We start from the raw sequence: 22,709 nt of genomic DNA on the forward strand, positions 1-22,709 counted from the left end.
CGGCGGTCGGCCGAAAACCGGTCGCTGATTCGAATCGCCTACGACTCGTCTATAACTGCTCGTTCTCGTGGAGGCGTTTCATCCGGTTCTCGAGGTCGACGCCGCGCTTCTCGAAGTACGCGATTCGGGCCCGGTAGAAGAGGTAGCCGAGAATCATCCAGCCGGCGAGGACGGCGACCATCACGGGCAGTTGCGTCGACACCAGCACCCAGAGGATCACGGCGGAGACGACGGCGCCCGCGGCGGTGATCTTGAGCAGCCACGGCGGCAGCTTGTACAGCGAGTACTCGTAGCGGTCGGGAAACACCTTCGGCAGGTTCCACAGCGCGACGCCGGCGACCGCGAGTCCGAACAGGATCGTCAGCGAGAGCGCCACGGAGAGCGTGACGGTTCCCGGCGAGATCGGCGCGACGAGCAGCGGCGGGACGCCCAGCAGGAGGACGGCCACGTACGGCGAGTCGTAGCGGTCGTGGATGCGGGCGATCGCCCCCGGAATGATGTTGTCACGCCCGGCCCGCATCAGGAGCCTCGAGTAGGCGGTGTAGGTCATGTTAATCGACGTCAGCGCACCCATCGCCGCGGCCATCAGGACGAGTGCGGTCAGTGCCGTCGGGAAGTTCTGTAGGGACACCTCCGCAACGGCTGCGTCCATGCCGCCGAGGAGTTCGTAGTTCGTCGAGCCGACGAGAACGACGACGAGTCCGACCAGCAGCGAGAGCGAGATCGCGGCCGAGAGCCCGAGCACGCGCGGGATGTTCTTCGCGGGATTCTCCATCTCCTCGCCGAGTTCGACGACGAGTCGGAAGCCTCGAAGCGGGAAGTACAGCGAGACGACGGCGACGATAGCCGGGCCGGTTCCCTCCGGGAACAGCGGCGTGTAGTTGTTCGTATCGACGATGAACGTGCCGGGAACGATGAACGCGAGCATTCCGACGACGATAATCGACACCATGATGAACTGGACGATAGCGACCATCTTGATCCCGAGTACGTTCAAAACGATAAACGGGATCAGTAGCCCGTAGATCAACCAGATATCGGGAATCGCCGGAATCGCCGAGATGTTGTCGGCGACGAACCCGGCGTACTCGGCGAAGCCGAGTCCGATGAACAGCATGCCGGCCCAGACGCCGGGGATCGTGATCCAGGGGAGCAAAAAGCCCCAGAACGGACCCACGAGCCGCGACGCGTAGACGTAGCTCCCTCCGGCGACGGGTATTGCACTGCCCAGCTGCAGCGACATGAGGATCCCGAAGGTCAGCGGGATCAACGCGAGCAACAGCGCGAAGATGATCCCCGGGCCGGCATCCCCCGCCAGCGGGCCGGGAAGCACGAACGCACTCACTCCGATGACGTTCCCGATTATCAGTACCGTGGCCCCTATCAGCCCAACTTTCTGATCGATTATCCCGTGTTCAGACATTGTATCTATCTCGAGAGATTGTTCGTGATATATCCGGTAGTGGATAACAGTGTTACGGATTATCGATGCATGCGGTAACAGTGGTTGTAATATTTGCCAGCAGGGATTCCATAGCGGGTCGCTGGGTGATCTCGAGGGAAAAAGTAGCGGACTCGAGTTCGGCAAGTCAGCGAGCAACAGTTCGATCGGTATTTGAGATGCGCACGAGACACTCGGCAGCAATCGGGCCCGCAGGTCAGTACACGAGCCCGCATTGCGCTACCGATTCGTCGGACTCGTTCGATAGCGGAGTCTCTGATTCTTTTCGACTCACGGGTCGTTTCACTCCCCGTTCGTAAGCGGTTCTTTCCGAACCGCTCTACTCACGAATCCGGACGATTCCATCCTCGAAGACCTTCCGATTGGGGACGATATACTCCTCGGACTCGTCTTCGATTTTCGTCACGAACAGGTCGACTTCCTGGACGATTCCCGTCTGCTCGCCGATCCGGATCCGGTCTCCGATCCCGTAGGGCTGGTTGAGCAACAGGTAAATGCCCGCTGCACTCGAGACGAGAAAGTCCTTGAACGCGAGGGATCCCACGAAGACGAGTCCGAGAGCGTACACCGTCAACAGGATCAGCAACGCGACGACGTGCACTCCGATCTGACCCAGCGCGATGATGAGGGTCACGTACAGGACGGTGTACTTGACGAGTTTGGGGAGGACCGACACCTCCGGGAGTTTGACGCCGCGGAGATACTCGCCGACGACCAGCTCCGCCTTGTCCGCGACGATGAAGCCGATGATGAGCACGAGGACGGCGATGAACACCTGCGGGATGAACTCCGTCACGCGCAGCCAGAACGCGTCCGTATCCAGCAACTGCGCGATGTGAATCGCCGTGAGCACGGCGATCCCGTAGATGAACCACGAACTCAATCGCGCGACGATGCCGACCGTGGAGGTGCCGATCGACTGGGCGGTTCGCTCGAACGGCGTCCCCTCGACCGTCTCCGGCACGCCGGATGCCGTCAACAACTCCTCGTTGAGCCGTCCGACCAGATAGCCGACGACGATTCCGAGCGCCAGCACTGCTGCGGCTATCACGGCCGGTTCGTCGATGAGGGTCTGCCAATCCATATCAGTACGCCTCCGGATCGACCTCCAGAATGAGCTCGCCGGCCTTGAACGCCCGCACGAGTCCGTCGCTCTCGGAGAGGACGATCGTTATCGCGTTCGTATCCCGCGTGATCGCCCCACCCGCCATGTGGCGCGCGCCGAGCCCCTTCGGAATGTCGACTCCCTCGGCGGACGGCTCGAGGTACCGATACGCCGAGACGATCTTCCCCGCATCGGAGATGACGAACGCCCCGTCGAGCCGCGAGAACTCCTTCAACATCACGTTCACGATCGGGTCGCCGACGTGAACGTGAGATTTCTCGAAGGGGTTGTACGACAGCGGCCGGGACTTGTTCATCACCTTGCCCGCGTCGCCGACGACGAACAGCGCGCCGACCGGTTTCCCCTTCTGTCCTTTCTTTCCGAGTTCGATGGCCAACTCGAGAACCGCCTTGACGACCTCCGGCTCCGCCCGGGATTTGACGAAGAGGTCGTAGATTCCCGTGTGGGCTTCGGCATCCGCGCGGACGCGAGAGAGCGTGTCGATACTGTCCGAGAAGGTGTTCGTCGCACACAGGAGTTCGTCGCCACCGTCGATCAAGTCCTGCTCTAACGCGCCCTCGAGGCCGAACTTGATTCGCTCTCTGATGTCGTCGAACGCCAGGGGAAGTTCGACGAACGTCTCCGCGCCGACGGCGTTTTCGGTGCCGATGACGATCAGATCGAGGTCCTCGATGTCCGTAAACCGCTCGTAGTACGAGCCGCTCGGCGAAAAGAGAACGACCGCATCGACATTCGCGTAGAGATCCCCGAACACGTCGTCTAACCCGTCCATTGATCATACAAGTCGGTCCCGCGTGAATAAGCGTTGTGGACCGTCTGACGTGCGTCTGTCGCGTGGCATCCGGTTTCGCCGGTCAGAAGGCCGCTCCCGGCCGTGACGGGGGCTCGGCGACGGTCGGGTCACCGATTCGGATCGGTCCTCGAGTGTCGGCGGACGCTCGCAGCGTGGGCCTCGATGGTTGTTGGGTGGGTTGCTCGAGTGGTATCGTACTCGACTGTGCGGGGCCGGATTCTCCGCCCACGACGTAGTTCGTGTAGTAAGCGCGGGACCGGATTCGAACCACGTGAAGACGTGCTCGCGACGCTGCGCGCGTCTTCTCTCGTTCGAATCCTCTTCGCGATGCTTCTCCTCGCGTCATTGCTCGGAGAAGCATGCGCGGGACCGGATTCGAACCGGAGCAAGAAATGCTCGCTCCCGATAGTCGCTGCGCGTTCCTTGCAAGATCCGAATCCTGTCCTGCTCCTTCACTCGTTTTCTCGCTGCGCTCGAAAACTCGTTCAGTGCGCGGGACCGGATTCGAACCGGCGGACCCCTACGGGACAGCGTCCTAAGCGCTGCGCCGTTGGCCTGGCTTGGCTACCCGCGCGCACTCTCAGCTATCCACGAACTCAGTAAGAAACTGTCGATACGCACTACGGGTGTGTCACCGGCTCCTCGGGTGACCAGTCCGGCGGAACGATGAACGTCACGTGCTCCGAGTCCCGGAGTTGATGTAGCTCCGCCGCTTGTTCGGCCAGCGATCGATCCCGGTACGGCATTTCTAAACCGCACCCGGTGCAGACGAGCTTGCAGGTTGGCTCTTTCATAGACGAGACGCAGCCGCGGATCGTACCCGGTCGACGAGCGTCTATTGGAATGGCGGGACAGCGACGGTTTAGTAGTTGTATCCTAGTGAAACTGACAGTGAACGGCCAGTTCGCCTACTCGTTCGTAGCTGAACATTGTCCGGGACAGCGCCGCGCTGGTCGATCGTTTCGCCGAGTATATGTCTCGAGTCCTATCGATATACTCAACTTTTGATACACCTATTCCGTAGCTTTATCGGCGATGCACCGATACCCTCTCGTATGCACAGCGCTCGAGATCGTATCGAATACGAACAGTGGCTCGATGAACTCGAGTGCGTCGCGGACCGACTGGAGCTCTCGACCGACGCTCGGTCGTGTGCGGTGGATCTCTTTTTAGCCGACGTTCCCGACGAAGACCGGTCGAAACGGGCGGTTCTCGCGGCGAGCGTCTACGCCGGATCGCTCGTCGCGGGCGACGGCCGAACGCAGGGGGCCGTCGCCGACGCTGCGGACGTCTCGCGACTCTCGATTCAATCCCGCTGGAAGGAGTTACTCGAGACCGCGGGTCTCGAACCACCGCGGTGGTAGGTCGATCTAAGCCACCGTTTCGACCGTTTCAGGGGGACAGTTTCACACTGAGACACTGTAAGTAGACGATACGCAGCCGAAATCGGATACAACAGCGGTGAACAGTCACCTACATCGCAGACGATGGGGAATTTCTCCGACTCACTCGGAGCGGCCCGTCTCGCTGTCCGCGTCCTCGAGGACGTTCCCGTGTTCGTCGATTTCGCCCATGACGATTCGCGTACTCGAGATAATGTCACCGTCGTCGGCCCGCAGGTGCGGAACGACGACGACCTCGAGTGGGTCGTGGCCTCGTTCACGTCGGATTTCGTTGATCCGCTCGCCGCCGTCTTTGGTTTCGGGCGAGACGACCAGATAGTCGAACTGCGGTTCGGTCGCGATGCCGGTCGGTCCGTCGAGGCGTCGAATCTCGAACTCGCGGTCGTAGTCGGCGGCGATCGATTCGAGTTCGTCCTCGAGCGCCGCTTTTCGCTCGTCGAACGCTCTGACTCGTCGCTCGACGTGTCGTGTCTTCGGTGCGAGTTCGTCGCTCGTCAGTCCCACAGTCACGTCCCCGAGTTCGAACGCCCGTTCGAACAGCCGTCGATGGCCATCGTGGACGGGGTCGAACGTCCCACCAAGCGCGACGTCCATACTCCACCTCACTCGAGCGGTGCGTATAAAACGGTCGAATCGGGGAACGACGCGATGCGAGGGGGAGAGACCAATCGATATGTTCGACAATTGTCGTACCTCCCCTTCGCATTGTTTTTAGTAGTCGCCCGCAGTGTCCCCGATATGGGATTAGACGAGGATTCACTGGAGTACCACCGAACCGATCCGCCCGGAAAGATCGAAATTTCGACGACGAAGCCGACGAACACGCAGCGTGACCTCTCGCTCGCGTACTCACCCGGTGTCGCCGCGCCATGTTTGGAGATCGACGCGGACGAAAACGAGGCGTACACCTACACGGCCAAGGGTAACCTCGTCGGCGTCGTCTCGAACGGCTCCGCCGTGCTCGGACTCGGCGACATCGGCGCGCAGGCCTCGAAGCCGGTCATGGAGGGGAAAGGCGTCCTGTTCAAGCGCTTCGCCGACATCGACGTCTTCGACATCGAACTCGACGAGGCCGATCCCGACAAGGTCGTCGAGGCCGTCAAGATGATGGAGCCGACGTTCGGCGGCGTCAACTTAGAGGATATCAAAGCGCCGGGCTGTTTCACCATCGAGGAGCGCCTGCGCGAGGAGATCGACATTCCGGTCTTCCACGACGACCAGCACGGGACGGCGATCATCTCCGGCGCGGCGCTGCTCAACGCCGCCGATATCGCTGGAAAGGACCTCGAGGACCTCGAAATCGTCTTCTCGGGTGCCGGAGCGAGCGCGATCGCGACGGCCCGCTTCTACGTCTCGCTCGGTTGCAAGAAGGAGAACATCACCATGTGTGACTCCTCGGGGATCATCACCGCCGAGCGCGCCGACGCGGGCGACGTCAACGAGTACAAACGGCAGTTCGCTCGCGACGTCCCCGAAGGCGACCTCGCGGACGCGATGGACGGTGCGGACGTCTTCGTCGGCCTCTCGATCGGCGGCATCGTCTCGCAGGAGATGATACAGTCCATGGGCGACGATCCTATCGTCTTCGCGATGGCTAACCCCGATCCCGAGATCGGCTACGAGGAGGCTAAAGCGGCCCGCGACGACACCGTCATCATGGCGACCGGGCGTTCGGACTACCCGAACCAGGTCAACAACGTCCTCGGCTTCCCGTTCATCTTCCGCGGGGCACTCGACGTGCGCGCGACCGAGATCAACGAGGAGATGAAGGTCGCCTGCGCCGAGGCGCTGGCCGACCTCGCACGGCAGGACGTCCCCGACGCGGTCGTCAAGGCCTACGGCGACGAGCCGATCCAGTACGGCCCGAACTACATCATTCCGAAACCGGTCGACCCCCGGGTGCTCTTCCGCGTGGCGCCCTCGATCGCAGAGGCCGCGATGGAGTCCGGCGCCGCACGGACCGAGATCGACCTCGAGGCCTACGAGGAGGAGCTCGAGGCTCGCCTCGGCAAATCGCGCGAGATGATGCGCGTCGTCCTCAACAAGGCCAAGAGCGACCCCAAGACGGTCGCCCTCGCGGAGGGCGAGAACGAGAAGATGATCCGGGCGGCCTACCAGATCCAGGAGCAGGGGATCGCCCTGCCGATCCTGATCGGCGACGAGGGCGAGATTCGCCGGACCGCCGCGAACCTCGGGCTGGACTACGATCCGCAGGTCGCGGACCCTTCGGTCGGCGACTACGAGGCGTACGCCGAACGCCTGCACGAACTCCGCGCGCGGAAGGGGATCACGCGAAGCGAGGCCGGCGAACTCGTCGAGCGCGACTCGAACTACTTCGGCAGCGTGATGGTCGAACAGGGCGACGCCGACGCGCTCCTGACCGGACTCTCCCATCACTATCCGTCCGCCCTGCGCCCGCCGCTGCAGGTCATCGGAACGGACGACGACGTCGACTACGCGGCCGGCGTCTACATGCTCACGTTCAAGAACCGCGTGATCTTCGTCGCCGACGCGACGGTCAATCAGGCCCCCGACGAGGACGTCCTCGCCGAGGTCACCAAGCAGACGGGGAAACTCGCCCGCCGGTTCAACATCGAACCGCGCGCCGCACTGCTATCGTACTCGAACTTCGGCAGCGTCGACAACGAGGGCACCCGCAAGCCACGCAAGGCGGCCGCGATGCTCCAGGACGACCCCGAAGTCGACTTCCCCGTCGACGGGGAGATGCAGGCCGACACGGCCGTCGTCGAGGATATCCTCGAGGGCACCTACGGCTTCTCGGACCTCGACGAACCCGCGAACGTGCTGGTCTTCCCGAACCTCGAGTCGGGCAACATCGGCTACAAGCTGCTCCAGCGCCTCGGCGGCGCGGACGCCATCGGCCCGATGCTGGTCGGGATGGACGAGCCGGTCCACGTTCTCCAGCGGGGCGACGAGGTCAAGGATATCGTCAATCTGGCGGGTGTGGCGGTCGTCGACGCACAGCAAGAGTAACGTGATTCGGAGCGAACGCGGTTCGGAGCGAACGAAGTGAGCGAGAACCGCGGCAAAGCGAACGGGGAACGCAGTGACCCGTGAGCGAACGAAGTGAGCGAGAACCGCGAATTGCGAACGGGGAGCGCAAGCGACCCGTGAGCCGGAAATGAGCGAGAATCACGAGACACGAACGGGTAACGAAGGAAACCGTGAGCGAGCGAAGTGAGCAGGAACCGCCAAGTGACGAACGAGCGGCGATCGATCACCGCGTTTTAGCTGTCGCGGGTACCGAGTGTCAGTAGAACCCGAATGCAACGTCCGAACAACTCCTCCGTGTCGGAGACCGATCGAGACCGCGCTGCTGGCTTCTCCCGCCGGCGACTGCTCGCCGCGAGCGGCGCGGCCGCGGCGACGGGACTCGCCGGCTGTGTCGACCTTCCGACGTCGCTCGGCAACCGCCTCGAGGGCACCGAGGACGTCTCGCTGTTCCACGGCGGACTCCGTCGACTTGGGTACTACCCAGACGAAACCGTCCCGGAGTCGGTGACCGTCAACTGGGAGTTCCCGCTCAACTACGTCGAGCACACGGCGGCCAAATCCAGCCCCGTGCCGACCCCCGACGGGGAGACGATCCTGTTTGCGGGCGATACGGGCTGGGTCTACGGCTACACGCCGGGAGGCGAACTGCGCTGGTCGACGCGAACGGGCGCGACGGACCTCGGCTTCCACGGCTCGGCGGCCGTCGTCGGCGACACCGCCTACATCGGGGGCTACGACGGCGACCTCTACGCTCTCGATATCGAGGGCGGCGAGATCGTCTGGCGGACTCGATCCGCGGATCTCGACGACGCGCTCGCGATCGGCTCGAGCCCGGCCTACCACGACGGCTCGCTGTACGTCGTCTCCGAGTACGGCTCGCCCTCTACGGGGACGCTTTGGGAAATCGATCCGAACACGGGCGAGCCGACCTGGAAGGACGACCGCATGTGGGGCCAGCCCCATCCCTCGCCCACGATCGACCTTGAGACGGGGCGAATCCTCGCCGGCTCGAACGACGGCGTCCTCTACTGCTGGGAGTACCCCTCCCTCGAGTTCGCGTGGGAGTTCCAGGCCGAAGCCGACGGTGAGGAACGGGAGGACGGCGCCTTTCGCGCGGGCGCCGAAATCAAGGGCACGCTCGCGGCCCACGACGGCTACGGCTATTTCGGTAGTTGGGACGATACCTTCTACTGCCTCGATCTCGAGGACGGCTCTCAGGAGTGGGCGTTCGAGGCGGGCAGATCGATCATGTCGAACCCGGCGGTCGATGTCGAGACGGATATCGTCTACATGGGAAGCGACGACGGCTTCGTCTACGCGCTCGACGCCGCCTCCGGCGAGGAGATCTGGTCGACAGATGTCGACGGCCGCGTCATCGGTGCGCTGACGATCACCGCGGAGACGGTACTCGTCGGCTCGTACGATTCGCATCTCTACGCGCTGGACAAGGAAACCGGCGACCGAAACTGGCGCGTCGAGAACCGGGGGCGCGTCACCAGCGCACCGGTCCCCGTCGACGGGCGAATCTACTACGCGGAACGGGCCGTCGTATCGACGGACGACGAAAACGAGGAGACGACCGAGGTTCCGGGCCACGCGTACTGTCTGGTCGGAGACGAGTGAGATCGGTTGCGGACGAACGAAGACTGGTGAGACGGGGACAGACCAACGAGGACGAGCGAATTCGGCTCGAACGCGACGACCGCGATACCGTGTGAGCACGGCGCACGGCTGTCGTTCATCGCCGGCGTCCATCCCGTTGCATATAAATATCCGCCGAGATTGTTTGCGGGTATGCAAGACCAGGGTAGCTCTACGCGCAAGCGAACCGGTGGCCGACTGAAGAACGTCCGCAAACGCCGAAAGGACGAACTCGGTCGCCTGCCGACCGAGACGCAGGTCGGCGAACAGCGATTCCGAACCGTCGACGTCCGTGGAAACGGAACGAAGACGCGCGCACTCGCAACGAACGTCGCGAGCGTCAACAAGGGCGACGAGACCGTCTCGGCCGACATCGAAGACGTCGTCGAGAACGACGCCAACCCGAACTACGTCCGCCGAAACATCATCACGAAGGGCGCCGTCATCGACACTTCGGAAGGACAGGCCCGCGTCACGTCCCGACCCGGCCAGACCGGTCAGGTCAACGCCGTTCTCCTCGAGTAACGTCTCGATTATCGGTTCGTCCGGCGGAGTCGGACGACACTCGTACCGTTCGTTCGACCGCGAGTGACGACGCTCTCGAGCGCGGCGTCGCGGTGACGGGAGAGACAAAGAGTTGGGTTTCCAGCCGAATACCGGGCTCAGGGCCGCGGCGCGGCCTTTTGCAGCGCCGTCTCCGCGATGTTGCCGCCGTAGTCGGCGCTTCGTGAGAGCGAGTCGACGATCAAGCCGAGCGACTGGGCCTGGACGGGGTCTAAGTCGCGCAGCATGTCGTCGATCCGCCGGGTGTGTTCGTCGATCTCGAGGACGGACTCGAGGGCGGCGTGGCCCAGTCGCGTGGCCTCCTCGGACTCCTCGGCGACCAGCGCGTCCATCGCCTTCTCGAGGATGTCGGAGGCGTCCCCGTGGAGTTCGACGAGCGCGTCGGCGACGTCCTCGGGGATCTCATCGAGCTTGAACGCGAGATTGGAGATCTTGGCCGCGTGATCGGCCACTCGTTCGAGTTGGCGCGCGCTCGAGTGGTAGTCGAAACAGTCCTCGCGGGGAACGCCGAGTTCCTCCGCGGCGCGGGGCGAGCGCAGCGTGGCGCGGAAGATTCGGGAGACGACGAGCCAGAGCCGGTCGACGTCGTCGTCGCGCTCGATAACGTCCTGTGCGATGTCGTCGTCGTTCTCGACGAGCGCAGTGACGGCGTCCTCGAGCATCGATCGGGCGATCAGGCGCATTCGGCTCACCGCGTTGACGATCGAGAGCTCCGCGGAGTCGAGGAGGTCCTGAATGACGACGCTGTCGGTCGTCTCCTCTAACACTTCGACTCCGACGAGACTCTGGGTCGCACTCCTGATCGCGCTGCGCTGGTCGGTCGTGATTCGGCCCGCCTCGAGTCGGATGATGTCGAACCCGCTGACGTACATCGTCATGACGGCCCGCGTGAGTCGTTCGCCCTCGAGGTCGGTGATTTCGAGGGTCCCCTCCTGACGGTCGGTCTCGCTCTGGGGCGTCAACAGGAGCGAATCGTTCTCGGGGTAGAATTCGACCGTCGTTCCTGCGCTGACGCCGTTGTCGGTCGCCCAGGATTTCGGCAGTGAGACGGTGTACGTCGAACCGCCCGTTACCTGCACTTTGCGCGTCTCCATGCGAGACGCTTTCGGGAGGGTACGTATAAATTCACTCCTCTCTATAGATGTCGTCTCTCGGATCAGGGGGACAACGTGGCGATAATCCGACGTATGTAACCGTTCTACGGCAGGAACTCGCTCCTGTTACTCCGTGTCGAACATAGAGATATATAGATAACATAGTAGGGTATTTAGACTGGACGTGCGCTATACCTACTCGATGGGTACCGAGCCGATGTCCGGTGCGGACGGCGTCTCTCGTCGTCGCGTTTTACTCGGTGTCGCAGGATCGAGTCTGATGGGACTGTCGGGGTGTATCGTTCACGGCGAAGATAGCGGTCTCGAGGGCGAGATCGTTATCGACGGATCGAACACGTTGTTGCCCAACAGCGCCCTCGTCGCCGAGCAGTTCAACTGGGAGAACAATCAGGTACAGATTCCAGTCAGAGGGTCGGGAACGGGAGCCGGTTTTCAGCAGTTCTGTCGCGGCGAAACCGATTTACAGAACGCGAGCCGCGATATCGCCGACGACGAGCAGGATCTGTGCGACAGCAACGACGTCGACTGGATTCAACTCGAGGTCGTGACGGACGGACTCGCGATCATGAAACACCCGGAGAACGACTGGTGTGACTGTTTGACGACCGACGAACTCCGCGAACTGTGGGAGAGCGGGTCGGACGTCGAAACGTGGCAGGATCTCGACGACGAGTGGCCCGACGAGGAGATCTCGTTCTACGGCCGGGATACGGCGTCGGGAACGTTCGATTACTTCACGGAGACGATCAACGGAGACGTCGGAAACATTCGCAGCGACTACAGCGGAACGCCGGACACGAACGCGATCATCCGCGGCGTCAGAGGGAATCGCAACGCGATCGGGTTCGGCGGCGCCGGCTACTACTACGAGAACGAGGACGACCTCGATCTGATCGCCGTCGACGACGGCGACGGCTGTATCTACCCCGAACCGGACACGATCGAAGAGGGCACGTATACGCCGCTTTCACGGCCGATGTACCTCTACGTACGCGAGCAAGCGCTGGAACGGGAGGTCGTCCGGGTGTTCCTCCGGTACTATCTCGACAACACCCAACAGACGGCCCGAGACGTCGGCTTCTACGCGGTTCCGGACGAGACGATCGACGCGCAGCACGAGAAACTCGACGAACTATTCGAGGAGTACGAATGAACACCGCTATCGACGGCACTGAGCCGCACACTGATCGACGAGGAATTGGGGGGAGACGATGAGCACTGAGCCGATCGATCTCAGCCGTGAAGACAACAACGTCGGATCGCTCGTCGACAGGGCCGCGAAGTGGATCTTTTTCTCGTGTGCGCTCGTAACCGTACTGACGACGCTGGCGATCATCGTCGTCCTTCTCGACGGGGCGATCGACTTCTTCGCGGAGGTATCGGTTGTCGAGTACCTCACGGGGACTACCTGGAATCCGCGGGACGCAACCGATCCGAGTTACGGGGTTCTCCCGCTCGTCTGGGGGACGCTCGTGGTGACGATCGGCTCGGCGCTCATCGCGCTCCCGGTCGGCACGCTGACGGCGATCTACCTCTCGGAGTACGCCGACGAGCGAGTTCGTCGCACCGTCAAGCCGACCCTCGAGATTCTGGCCGGGATCCCGACGATCGTCTACGGCTTTTTCGCACTCTCGTTTATCACGCCGATCATCCAGTACTTCTACGCGGACGTGGGGACGTTCAACGTGCTCTCCGGGGCGATCGTCGTCGGGATCATGATCATCCCGATGGTCTCGTCGATCTCCGAAGACGCGATGAGTTCGGTGCCGGATTCGCTTCGAAACGCTGCTTACGGTCTCGGTGCGACGAAGTTCGAGGTCTCGACGCAGGTCGTCCTCCCGGCGTCGCTGTCGGGGATTCTGGCCGCGTACATTCTCGCGATCTCTCGAGCGATCGGCGAGACGATGGCGGTCACGCTCGCCGTCGGAATGCTCCCACAGATCACGATGAGCCCGTTCGCCGAGATGCAGACGATGACGGCGTACATGGTCGAAATTGGGACCGGTGACGCCTCCGTCGGCTCGATCGGCTACATGAGCCTGTTCGCGATCGGGCTGACGCTTTTCGTGATGACCTTCCTGATGAACGTCGGTAGCATGTGGATCCGCTCGCGCTACCGGGAGGAGTACCAATGAGCGCGCCGACCGAAACCGACGCGTTCGAGGTGGACGACTCCTCGATCCGTCGGATGCGGTTCTACGGGCGGATTTTCCTCGGCGCCTGCCTGCTGGCGACGATGGTCGGCATCGTCGCGCTGATCGCGCTCGTCTTCGACGTCGTCAACGAGGCCTGGGGCTGGCTCACCTGGGAGTTCCTGACGCACCCGCCGTCCTACCTGGCCGAACACTACGATCCCGCGAACTACGGCGACCTGCCGACCGGGCCTGGCGGCATCTATCCGGCGCTCGTCGGTTCGATCTACCTCATCGCGATGACCGCCGTCTTCACGCTGATCCTCGGCGTCGGCGCCGCGATCTACCTCGAGGAGTACGCCGGCGACAACCTCCTGACGCGGTTCATCGAGGCGAACATCTCGAATCTCGCGGGCGTTCCGTCGATCGTCTACGGACTGCTCGGACTGGCGCTGTTCGTCAGAGCGGTCGGCGCGGGCTCGAGCCTGCTCGCGGGTGCGCTGACGCTGACGCTGTTGATCCTTCCGATCGTCATCGTCCAGACGCAGGAGGCGCTGCGCGCGGTGCCGGACTCGATGCGCCGGGCGTCGTACGGCACCGGTGCGACGAAGTGGCAGACGATCCGCAACGTCGTCCTCCCCGAGGCCATCCCGGGAATCATGACGGGGATCATCCTCTCGCTCTCTCGAGCGATCGGCGAAACGGCACCGATCATCATGGTCGGCGCGGCCACCTCGATGTTCGCTCCGCCGAACCTGACCGATCCGACCGGCTCGTTCGCCGCGATGCCGATGCAGATCTTCACGTGGGCGAAAGAGCCCGAAGGTGACTTCCAGCACATCGCGGCCGCCGGTATTATCGTCCTCCTGACAGTTCTGTTGCTGATGAACGCGGTCGCGATCTACATCCGGAACAAGTACGATCGGCGGAAGTAGCGTCCACACGCCGGACGATCGCATCGAGCCCGCGGACCGTTCCAGTTCCTGCTGTTCGGTTTCGGACCGATCAAACACGTTAGTACCTGGCCCAAATGACAGTGAATTAAGGCTATGGCCACAAGAATAATGCGTTCGTTATCTGTATCGTGTATCGATACATGCTCGCATGAGGCTCGTGCATCGGTTCGGAATCGTGTTTTTGGTCGTCGTTCTCGTCGCGGGAGCCGTGCTCGTGGTCACGTTCGACGCCCACCGAACCGACGTCGAGGAGCAGGCGAACACGTCGGTCGCCGACCGAGCGACGCTCTCGGCGTCGATCCTCGACGACCGCCTCGAGGAACAGCGGCGAACCGTCGCAGTCGGAGGGATCAACCCCGATCTCGCCGCCCACGGAGCGGATCGGCAGGGGGAGGCGCTCGAGCGGTTCGTCGCGTCGACCGCGTTCGACGGGGCGTCAGTAGTCGACGAGGATGGAACGGTCCAGTCGTTCGAGACAACGTCACTCGGGTTCGAATCCGAAGCGATCGTCGGTGACGACTTCAGCGACCGCACCTACGTCCAGCGGGCGCTTGCCGGCGAGCAACACGTCAGCGACCCGTTTCGGGCACAGACCGGCAACACGGTCGTCGTGATCAGCGCGCCGCTCGTCGTCGACGGCGAGGTCGTCGGCTCGATCAACGGCGGCTCCCAACTCGAGGAGACGGGTCTGTTCGACGGGCTAAGCGGTGACGACGAGCGAGAGGCCGTCACGGTCGCGACTGAGACCGAGACGCTGTACACGACTGCCGATCGCTTCGACCAGACCGTCGCCCACAGCGCCGACCTCGAGACCGTCGATTGGACGGTTACGGCCCACCGTGATCGAGCGGCGGTCGACGCTCGAATCAACCGGCTCGCCGTCTTTCAGGCCGTCTCCGGCATCGCCCTGCTCGGCTCGATCATCGTCTTCGGCGGCTGGGTGTACCGCTCGAAGATCCGTCGGATCGGCCAGTTCGCAGACCGCGTCAGGGCCCTCGAACGACGGGAGTACGACGCGGGCCCGTCGTTCGAGGGGGCCGCCGAGTGGCGGCGCATCGACGACGCGCTCGAGCGACTCGGGACCGCACTGGCCCGGCGCGAGCAGATGCTGCTCGTCCTCAATCGAATCCTGCGACACAACCTCCGAAACTCGCTCAACGTGGTCGCCGGTCGGGCCAGCGACCTCGAGGATCAACTGGACGGTCCCGAGCGGGAATCGGCCCGAGAGATCCGGCTGGTGACGGGTGAACTGCTCACGTTAGCCGACCGAGCGCGGATGACCGAGGAGTTGCTCGACCCGGTCGGCGAGGAGTCGCCGCGGATCGATCTCGCGGCCGTCGTCCACGAACGCATCGTCCAGTTCGGGCTGTCGGGAGCCGACGACGCGAAACCGAACCTGACCGTGACGATGCCGGATCGAGCCGTCGCCGTCTGCGGACCAGAGATCGCCGTCGCGATCGACGAACTGCTCGCGAACATCGCCGACCACGCCGGCCCCGAGCCGACCGTCGACGTCACCGTCGAGACGGACGACGACGTCGTTCGGATTCTGGTCGCCGACGACGGGCCCGGCATTCCGGCGGACGAGGCCGCCGTCATCACCGGCAACCGGAAAATCTCGCAGGTCAGTCACACCGGCGGCATCGGGCTCTGGCTGGTCGACTGGATCGTGACTCAGTACGACGGACGGCTGCTGATCCCGGCGGCGGACTCGAGCACCGCGGCGATAGCCGACGGCACGACCGTCGTCCTCGAGTTCGCTCGAGCGCCGGACTCGACAGCGGACGCTGACGACGAGGAGCGGACCTGATACACTTCCGGCGCTATCGCCCCGATGTTCGGGCGGTCGATGGCCAGGGTTGACGGCGTTCGTGCCTCGACTACAGTTCCCTATATATCCCTCAGTAGCGGTATATGGGCGACAGCAGCCGAACGGAGTCGTCATAGCACACTATTTATTCGATCGACTGATCGTGTCGGATATGACGACGGCGCCTCGAGTCGGACGATCCGAGAGATTGACCGACCGAACTCCACCAGATAGGACCCTCTGCCGGCCCATGTGGCCAGTTCGTCGGCCTCTCGAACCAGATTGCCGGTCCGCCGAGCCGAGTAACGGTCCCGTCGTGGCTCGAGCGAGTACCTGCGCGACACTGCCCGTAACGAAGCACATTTCGGAACAAGTAACTGCGTGAGTCCCAAGGATCAACCACCTCATATGACCGCGAATGGCGGCGGACCCAGAACCGTATCGACGACAGAATCCGACGGCGCTCGGTCGGACGTGTCGATGGCCGACAACGCGCCGCTCGGCACCCCGCGCGTCGACGATGCCGTCATCGAATCCCGAGACCTCGACGTCTTCTACGGCGACGATCAGGCGCTTCACGGGATCGATATGGACATTCCCGAGAAGAAGGTGACCGCGCTCATCGGTCCCTCGGGCTGTGGGAAGTCGACGTTCCTGCGCTCGATCAACCGGATGAACGACCTCATCGACGTCGCTCGCGTCGAGGGCGACCTCTACTTCCACGGGAAGAACGTCTACGACGACGACGTCGATCCCGTCGCCCTCCGGCGGAAGATCGGCATGGTCTTTCAGAAGCCGAACCCCTTCCCGAAGAGCATCTTCGACAACGTCGCCTACGGGCTGCGCGTCCAGGGCAAAGACGACGGCGACGTCGAGAAGCAGGTCCGGACCGCACTCGAGCGCGCGGCGTTGCTCGAAGAAGTCGAAGACCAGCTCGACTCATCGGGACTCGACCTCTCCGGCGGCCAGCAACAGCGACTCTGCATCGCTCGCGCCATCGCGCCCGACCCCGAGGTCATCCTGATGGACGAGCCGGCGTCGGCGCTGGACCCCGTCGCCACCTCGAAGATCGAGGATCTGGTCGAGGAGCTCGCCAAGGAGTACACGGTGGTCATCGTCACGCACAACATGCAGCAGGCGGCCCGTATCTCCGACAAAACGGCCGTGTTCCTCACCGGCGGCCACCTCGTCGAGTTCGACGACACGAACAAGATCTTCGAGAACCCCGAGAGCGATCGAGTCGAGGACTACATCACCGGAAAGTTCGGATAGAAAACACGTTCGGTGAGGCTTTATACCACCCGGAAAACGGATAGTACATGGTGTCGCTCCGGTGAGCCTGATTACGGTTGCCGAGAAGGAATTTCTCGATACCGTTCGTTCGAACGCACTGCTGGTGTCGACGCTGGCGTTCGTGCTCTGGGCAGGATTCCTCGCCGCGATCCAGCACGTCCCCAACATCCACGAGGGGAGCTATCTGCCGCGAAGTACCCTCGCGTTGATGAACAGCATGCAGCAGTCGGCGGTGTTTTTCGTCCCGTTGATCGGACTCGGACTCGGCTACAACGCGATCGCCGGCGAGCGCGAGCGCGGGAGTCTCAAGTTTATGCTGGGGCTCCCGCATACTCGACTCGATATAGTGGTCGGCAAATTTCTCGGCAGAACAGCCGTTATTTGGGTTGCCATACTTTCCGGGTACACTACTGCTGCCGCTGTTGCGATACTTACCTACGACTCGTTCGCGCTCGGGATATTCGTTCGGTACACGCTCTTGACACTGCTGTACGGGTCGGTTTACGTCGCAATCGGAGTCGGCTTCTCGGCGTTCGTGAAATCCAGATCGATGGCTTTCGGGGCTGCAACCGTTCTCTTCGTGGTGTTCTTGCTGCTCTGGGACGCGTTCTTGCTCTTCTTGCAGCTAGTCGCTGTTGGCTGGGAACTCCCCGAAAACGGCTTGCCGGAGTGGATACAGTTCGTCGGGGTACTCAACCCATCGACGGCGGTCGAGTACGCCTCGAGAGCGCTCGTCCCCGAGTTTCACGAACTCACGGTGTTCAACGAGTCCGATGCGCTCTATCTGCAAAACTGGGTTGGACTCGTCGTGCTCGGCCTCTGGCTCGTCGGGCCGCTCGCGATCGGATACGCACGGTTTAGACGAACGGATCTCCACTGACCGTCGACACTTCCGATAGCGGAGGATCACGTTTCGGTGTCGTAGGTCTGGCCTATTGCTGCGGATCGGTTTCGGAGCCGTCTCTCAGTCCGACTCGAGTGGCCCGGCGTCGCCGCCAGCGGTAAACGCTCGGGTTCGACATCGACCCCGACGGTCTCCGACAGATACTCCGAATGCACCTGAAGCGTGTTGTCGACATCGTAGGGGTGCTGGATCAGGGTGTCGACGTCGGTGTTCCCGTCGAGGCTGTAGAGTCGCCCGTCGAGAGTGACAGCGCGGTCTCCTCCGCCGGCGGTCACGTCGCCGGCTCGATATTCTGGTTGACCCGGAAGAAGTTGTCGGGATCGTACTTCGATTTGACCTCTTGCAACCGGGCGTAGTTGTCCCCGTAGGTCGCTCGGATCCGCTCCTCGCCTTCGTCCATCATGAAGTTGATGTACGACGCGCCGGCCGAGTGCGGGTGCAACGCCGCCCAGTAGTCGCGAGCCCACTCGGTGATGCGATCGCGTTCGGCGGGGTCCGGATCGACGCCGACGATCACCATCGACCACGTGGCGTCGCGGTGGCTCCACGCCGTCTCGTCCGCACCGACGCGGTGGACGGCCCCGTCGATCGGGTAGAGGTGCATCGTCGACTTAGGGGTCGGCACCTCCCCGAAGCGTCGATGCTCCTCGATGGCGTCGTCGGTCAACTCCGCCACGAAGTCTCCCTTCCAGTACCACTGGTCACCCGGCGGGTAGAGGTCGTCGAACATGCTCTGGAGCGTCGGATACGGCATCGGCCCGACGTGTTCGAACAGGGGTTCAGCTACGTCGCGGGCCGGTTGGATCGCGGCCTCCGCCTCCGCTTCCGGGCCCGTGTAACACCACAGCAGCCCGCAGACCTTCTCGCCGTGTATCTCCGCCGGGAAGGGATCTCCCGGAACCTCGGCAGTGAGGTAGAACGCGTAGACGTCCTCCGGCGCTTCGGGCAGCCACTCGCGGTACCAGCGCATCGTCGTCTCGAGTTCCTCGATCGGCCAGAACATCGGGCCGGCGACCACCGTCTCGACCGGCTGTAACTGGAACTCGAACGCGGTGACGACGCCGAAGTTACCGCCGCCGCCGCGCAGCGCCCAGAACAGATCGGCGTTCTCGTCCTCGCTGGCGTGGACCAAGCGGCCGTCGGCCAGCACTACGTCAGCGCTCACGAGATTGTCGATGGCCAGTCCGTACTTTCGGCTCAGGTAGCCGTGGCCGCCGCCGAGCGTCAGTCCGCCGACGCCGGTCGTCGAGATGACGCCGCTGACGGTCGCCATCCCGAACGCGTGGGTGGCGTGGTCGACGTCGCCCCAGGTGCAGCCCGGTTCGACGCGGACCGTCTCCGCCTCGGGGTCGACTCGGATCCCGGTCATCTCGGAGAGATCGATGACCAGTCCGTCGTCGACGAGCGCCAGTCCCGGACCGCTGTGGCCCCCGCTTCGAATCGCCGTCTCGAGCCCGCGTTCGCGTCCGAACGTTACCGCTGCGATCACGTCCGCGACGTTCGCACACCGGACGATCAGCCCCGGGTGCTTGTCGATCATTCCGTTGTAAACGGTGCGCGCGTCGTCGAACGCCGGATCGGCGGGTCGAATCAGTTCACCTCGCAGCGTCGCCGACAGTTCCTCGATCGCCGCATCATCGTCTGTTGCTGTTGTTGCCATACTATCTCCCCCGTCCGACTCGCGACGAACGGGTATCGCCCCGGTAATAGCGTGCTATTACCAAGCACGCATCTAGGGACTACCGAGAGCGTGATGAACGTAGTGAGTGCCGATCCGGCAGTCACTGGGCTCCGTGCGACCGCTGCGTCGCGGTCACCGGCTGCAGGACCGAAAGCAGGCGTAGGGAAGGTCTGTACACGACGTTCACAGCGAGACGACGAGCATCAGGAGGACGTACCCTATCGCGGCGAGCATCGCCCAGCGGATCCCGGCGTGGTTGACGGCGAACCGGAGCGGCGTGTCGTCGACCAGTCGTTCGCGAGCGGTCCGGGGCTCCCGACGAATCGCGACCTGGGGCGACGCGAACACGCTGGGACGAACCGGGGCGTTCGCTCGTCGCGACGCGAGTTCGTGCGTCGAGAACCGGTGATTGGCGGAGAGCGAGCCTCGAGTACAGTTCGGCTCGCGCTCGAGTACCAGTCCGGCACACGGTTTGCAGAGGATCAGGTGGTCGGTCTCCCGCCCGTCTGCCGGTGTCGGCACGTCGGTCCAGGCGACCAGTTCCGTCGGGTCGTCGCGCTGGGCTCCGCACCGACTACAGCACTGATCGTCCGGGGTCCGCATCCGGGCGACGGGAGCGGGCGCGGTGCGGTCGGGAAAGAGCGGCGCGTCGTCGCGAACGTCGTCGAACGCGCCGTTGGACCGGTGGATCACGCCGTGGCACGGACGACAGACCGTGAGTAAGTTCTCGAGGTCGTCCGGTCCGCCGGCCGATCTCGGGACGACGTGGTGGGCCTGGAGCGTCCGATCGTCGGCCCCGCAGCGCGTACAGGCGTACCCGTCCCGACGCAGCGTTTGTTGGCGAAGTTCCTCCCAGCCCTCGCCGTAGCCGTGATCGTCGGGTCGGTCGCCGGTCTCCCGTTCGCTCCGATTCCCCATCGGTTTCGAGACCGTACGACTCGTGGTCTCAAAGGACCATCGGCGGACTCGAGACGACCCCGGCACGCTGACGATTCCGGTCACGCAGAGAACTCGGCACTCGGACGACCATCGTTCGGACGAAAGCGGTGAACACAGCGGTCCCACCGAGAGCACTGGGGCGACGATCAGGCCGCGTCGATACTTCCGTCCGGTCGAACCGTCACGACCGGGACGGGTGCCGTTCGCACGACTTTGTCGGTGACGCTGCCGAGAATCCGTTTTTCCAGACCGGTCCGGCCGGCCGTTCCGATCACGATCATCTCGGCGTCTAGCTCCGCCGCGTACGCTGCGATCTCCTCTGCGGGGACGCCGGTTTTGACGACGGTCTCCGTCTCGAGACCGCGTTCTTCGGCCGCCGCCGCGAGATCGTCGGCCCACTCGGCGGCGACGTCGGTGACGTCCTGTTTGCTCTGGGGCGGCGCGCCGCCGATCGACGAAATCTCCGAGATAGTGACATCGCCGACGGCGAGCGCGTGGACCGTCGCATCGAGCTTTTCGGCGAAATTGAATCCGATTTCGGCTGCTTTTTCGGCGTACTCGCTCCCATCTGTTGGTATTATAATGTCGTTTGCCATCGAACGTACTCTATTTCAGGTGTTTAGAGGACGTTCGTATAGTGTTTTCCAATCGAGCAACGTTAGCGATGGGGTCGGCTCTTCGGGTGTTGTCCCGTCCGGTCCGCCTCTGACACCCGCCAGCTGACTCCGTCTGGTTACTGGACGCCGCGATCACCGTCGAAATGAGCGCAAGCTATATCTTCGCCCGGAAAGGTGCGTGAATCATGGCTCGGAAATCGTATCAGGAGCAGCTCGCGGAACTCCGCGAGGATATCCTCTACATGAGTGAGGTCGTCATGGAGCGACTTCGGATGGGGCTCGACGCGCTGGAGCAGAAAGACGACGAGCTCGCTTACCAGGTGATCGAGGGCGACGGCGAGATCAACCGAATGTACCTCAATCTCGAGCAGGACTGTATCGATCTGCTGGCCCTGCAGCAACCGGTCGCGAGCGACCTCCGCTTTATCGCCGCCTCGTTCAAGATCATCACCGACTTAGAGCGAATCGCCGACCTCGCGGTCAACCTCGGCGAGTACACCTTGGACGCCGAGGAGAACCTCTTCCCCGACGTCGACGTCCAGGAGATGGGCGATCTCACCCTCGAGATGATCGAGGATGCGATGGTCGCCTACGACGTCGAGGACACCGAGGCCTGCCGGGAGCTGGCCTCTCGCGACGACGATCTCGATCACTTCGCCGAGCGAGCGAGCGAGATCGTCGTCCGAGACCTCATCGAACGCGAACTCGACTCCCCCTCGGAGGTCGAACTCCTCTTGCAGGACGTCTCCCGGCTACTGTTGACGATTCGTGACCTCGAGCGCGTCGGCGATCACGCGGTCAACATCGCCGCACGGACGCTGTACATGGTCGAGAACGACGACGAACTGATCTACTAGCGGCATCTCCGAGTCCCGGCGCGCGTCAGCAGCGCTCTCGCGGTGGCGTTCCGGTCAACAACTGGCCGACGTCGTCGACGTTTCGCGTCTGGACGAGCAGTTCCGCGGCTTCTCGGACCGTAAAATCGGCGTCGAACGCGACTCCGTAGCAGCGAGTGTAGCACTCGAGCCACCGGTTCATCGCTCGTTCCAGAGCCTCGAGTTCGGCCGGCGAAAACGGGACCAAGCGACCGCCGGTTCGGGCTTCGACGTAGAGCCAGATCGCCTGCCCCGCGCCCTCGCGGAGATACGTCGAGGCCTTCTCTGGCTCGAGAACGGTCTTGTCGTCGACTGCAACGGCAGCCCGATCGCGTTCCGCGCGGCGCTCGAGGGCCGCGATCCGCGGGCCGTATCGGCTCACG

The 22,709-nt window shown here is 63.2% G+C and carries 21 protein-coding genes and 1 tRNA gene; 11 read left to right on the plus strand and 11 right to left on the minus strand.

Annotated features, from left to right (window positions below; genetic code table 11):
- Positions 1-49: 49 nt before the first annotated feature.
- The 4 genes from BLT08_RS04090 to BLT08_RS04105 form a co-directional block, all read right to left on the minus strand.
- Positions 50-1,423, minus strand: a complete 1,374-nt coding sequence (locus BLT08_RS04090; RefSeq protein WP_090303491.1) for an APC family permease — start codon at positions 1,421-1,423, stop codon at positions 50-52.
- Between the two features lie 358 nt (positions 1,424-1,781).
- The gene (locus tag BLT08_RS04095; protein WP_090303492.1) at positions 1,782-2,546 is read right to left on the minus strand and encodes a mechanosensitive ion channel family protein; all 765 of its coding nucleotides are present in this window, start codon (positions 2,544-2,546) and stop codon (positions 1,782-1,784) included.
- A gap of 1 nt (position 2,547) precedes the next feature.
- Complete coding sequence (gene dacZ / locus BLT08_RS04100) at positions 2,548-3,360, minus strand: diadenylate cyclase DacZ (RefSeq protein WP_090303493.1); 813 nt, start codon at positions 3,358-3,360, stop codon at positions 2,548-2,550.
- A gap of 510 nt (positions 3,361-3,870) precedes the next feature.
- Positions 3,871-3,955: transfer RNA gene (locus BLT08_RS04105), tRNA-Leu, on the minus strand.
- A gap of 481 nt (positions 3,956-4,436) precedes the next feature.
- Here BLT08_RS04105 and BLT08_RS04110 point away from each other — a divergent pair.
- Positions 4,437-4,745: a transcription initiation factor IIB family protein gene (locus tag BLT08_RS04110; protein ID WP_090303494.1), complete on the plus strand. Its 309-nt coding sequence runs from the start codon at positions 4,437-4,439 to the stop codon at positions 4,743-4,745.
- A 141-nt stretch (positions 4,746-4,886) separates the two neighbouring features.
- On the opposite strand, the gene BLT08_RS04115 is transcribed toward BLT08_RS04110, so the two are convergent.
- Positions 4,887-5,378, minus strand: coding sequence for a phosphopantetheine adenylyltransferase (locus BLT08_RS04115; RefSeq protein ID WP_090303495.1), 492 nt, complete (start codon positions 5,376-5,378; stop codon positions 4,887-4,889).
- 144 nt (positions 5,379-5,522) lie between these two features.
- Between BLT08_RS04115 and BLT08_RS04120 the strand changes: the two genes are divergently transcribed.
- From BLT08_RS04120 to BLT08_RS04130, 3 genes are all read left to right on the plus strand, one after another.
- Complete coding sequence (locus tag BLT08_RS04120; protein ID WP_090303496.1) at positions 5,523-7,778, plus strand: NADP-dependent malic enzyme; 2,256 nt, start codon at positions 5,523-5,525, stop codon at positions 7,776-7,778.
- A gap of 291 nt (positions 7,779-8,069) precedes the next feature.
- Positions 8,070-9,422, plus strand: a complete 1,353-nt coding sequence (locus tag BLT08_RS04125) for an outer membrane protein assembly factor BamB family protein (protein WP_090303497.1) — start codon at positions 8,070-8,072, stop codon at positions 9,420-9,422.
- 171 nt (positions 9,423-9,593) lie between these two features.
- Positions 9,594-9,965 (plus strand): 30S ribosomal protein S8e, encoded by a 372-nt coding sequence (locus BLT08_RS04130; protein ID WP_090303498.1) that lies wholly within the window; start codon positions 9,594-9,596, stop codon positions 9,963-9,965.
- A 137-nt stretch (positions 9,966-10,102) separates the two neighbouring features.
- Here BLT08_RS04130 and BLT08_RS04135 read toward each other — a convergent pair whose 3' ends face one another.
- Positions 10,103-11,098 (minus strand): phosphate signaling complex PhoU family protein, encoded by a 996-nt coding sequence (locus tag BLT08_RS04135; protein ID WP_090303499.1) that lies wholly within the window; start codon positions 11,096-11,098, stop codon positions 10,103-10,105.
- Between the two features lie 202 nt (positions 11,099-11,300).
- Here BLT08_RS04135 and BLT08_RS04140 point away from each other — a divergent pair, with 202 nt between their 5' ends.
- The 6 genes from BLT08_RS04140 (at position 11,301) to BLT08_RS04165 (ending at position 18,190) form a co-directional block, all read left to right on the plus strand.
- Positions 11,301-12,272 (plus strand): PstS family phosphate ABC transporter substrate-binding protein, encoded by a 972-nt coding sequence (locus BLT08_RS04140; protein WP_090303500.1) that lies wholly within the window; start codon positions 11,301-11,303, stop codon positions 12,270-12,272.
- Positions 12,273-12,330: 58 nt separating this feature from the next.
- Positions 12,331-13,254, plus strand: coding sequence for a phosphate ABC transporter permease subunit PstC (gene pstC / locus BLT08_RS04145; RefSeq protein ID WP_090303501.1), 924 nt, complete (start codon positions 12,331-12,333; stop codon positions 13,252-13,254).
- Positions 13,251-14,186 carry a phosphate ABC transporter permease PstA gene (gene pstA, locus BLT08_RS04150; protein WP_090303502.1) on the plus strand — a complete coding sequence of 312 codons (936 nt, stop codon included), beginning with the start codon at positions 13,251-13,253 and terminating at the stop codon, positions 14,184-14,186. Before pstC ends, pstA begins: the two co-directional genes overlap by 4 nt.
- Positions 14,187-14,355: 169 nt before the next feature.
- Complete coding sequence (locus BLT08_RS04155; RefSeq protein ID WP_090303503.1) at positions 14,356-16,017, plus strand: sensor histidine kinase; 1,662 nt, start codon at positions 14,356-14,358, stop codon at positions 16,015-16,017.
- A gap of 408 nt (positions 16,018-16,425) precedes the next feature.
- Positions 16,426-17,289: a phosphate ABC transporter ATP-binding protein PstB gene (gene pstB / locus BLT08_RS04160; RefSeq protein ID WP_090303504.1), complete on the plus strand. Its 864-nt coding sequence runs from the start codon at positions 16,426-16,428 to the stop codon at positions 17,287-17,289.
- 61 nt (positions 17,290-17,350) lie between these two features.
- Entirely contained in the window at positions 17,351-18,190 is an 840-nt protein-coding gene (locus tag BLT08_RS04165; RefSeq protein WP_090303505.1) for an ABC transporter permease, read from the plus strand.
- Between the two features lie 26 nt (positions 18,191-18,216).
- On the opposite strand, the gene BLT08_RS04170 is transcribed toward BLT08_RS04165, so the two are convergent.
- From BLT08_RS04170 to BLT08_RS04185, 4 genes are all read right to left on the minus strand, one after another.
- Positions 18,217-18,489 carry a hypothetical protein gene (locus tag BLT08_RS04170; protein ID WP_090303506.1) on the minus strand — a complete coding sequence of 91 codons (273 nt, stop codon included), beginning with the start codon at positions 18,487-18,489 and terminating at the stop codon, positions 18,217-18,219.
- Entirely contained in the window at positions 18,486-19,874 is a 1,389-nt protein-coding gene (locus BLT08_RS04175) for an FAD-binding oxidoreductase (RefSeq protein ID WP_090303507.1), read from the minus strand. The genes BLT08_RS04170 and BLT08_RS04175 overlap by 4 nt, the downstream gene beginning before the upstream one ends.
- A 204-nt stretch (positions 19,875-20,078) precedes the next feature.
- Entirely contained in the window at positions 20,079-20,813 is a 735-nt protein-coding gene (locus tag BLT08_RS04180) for an HNH endonuclease (RefSeq protein WP_090303508.1), read from the minus strand.
- A 167-nt stretch (positions 20,814-20,980) separates the two neighbouring features.
- Positions 20,981-21,430, minus strand: coding sequence for a universal stress protein (locus BLT08_RS04185; protein ID WP_090303509.1), 450 nt, complete (start codon positions 21,428-21,430; stop codon positions 20,981-20,983).
- Between the two features lie 206 nt (positions 21,431-21,636).
- On the opposite strand from BLT08_RS04185, the gene phoU reads away from it, so the two are divergent.
- Positions 21,637-22,308 (plus strand): phosphate signaling complex protein PhoU, encoded by a 672-nt coding sequence (phoU, locus tag BLT08_RS04190; RefSeq protein WP_090303510.1) that lies wholly within the window; start codon positions 21,637-21,639, stop codon positions 22,306-22,308.
- A gap of 25 nt (positions 22,309-22,333) precedes the next feature.
- Here the strand turns inward: phoU and BLT08_RS04195 are convergent, their stop codons facing one another.
- A complete protein-coding gene (locus BLT08_RS04195; protein ID WP_090303511.1) occupies positions 22,334-22,708 on the minus strand; it encodes a DUF8055 family protein in 375 nt (124 codons plus the stop codon).
- Position 22,709 lies beyond the last annotated feature (1 nt).

Origin of the sequence: Natronorubrum texcoconense, assembly GCF_900100335.1 — an archaeon.
Lineage (GTDB): Archaea > Halobacteriota > Halobacteria > Halobacteriales > Natrialbaceae > Natronorubrum > Natronorubrum texcoconense.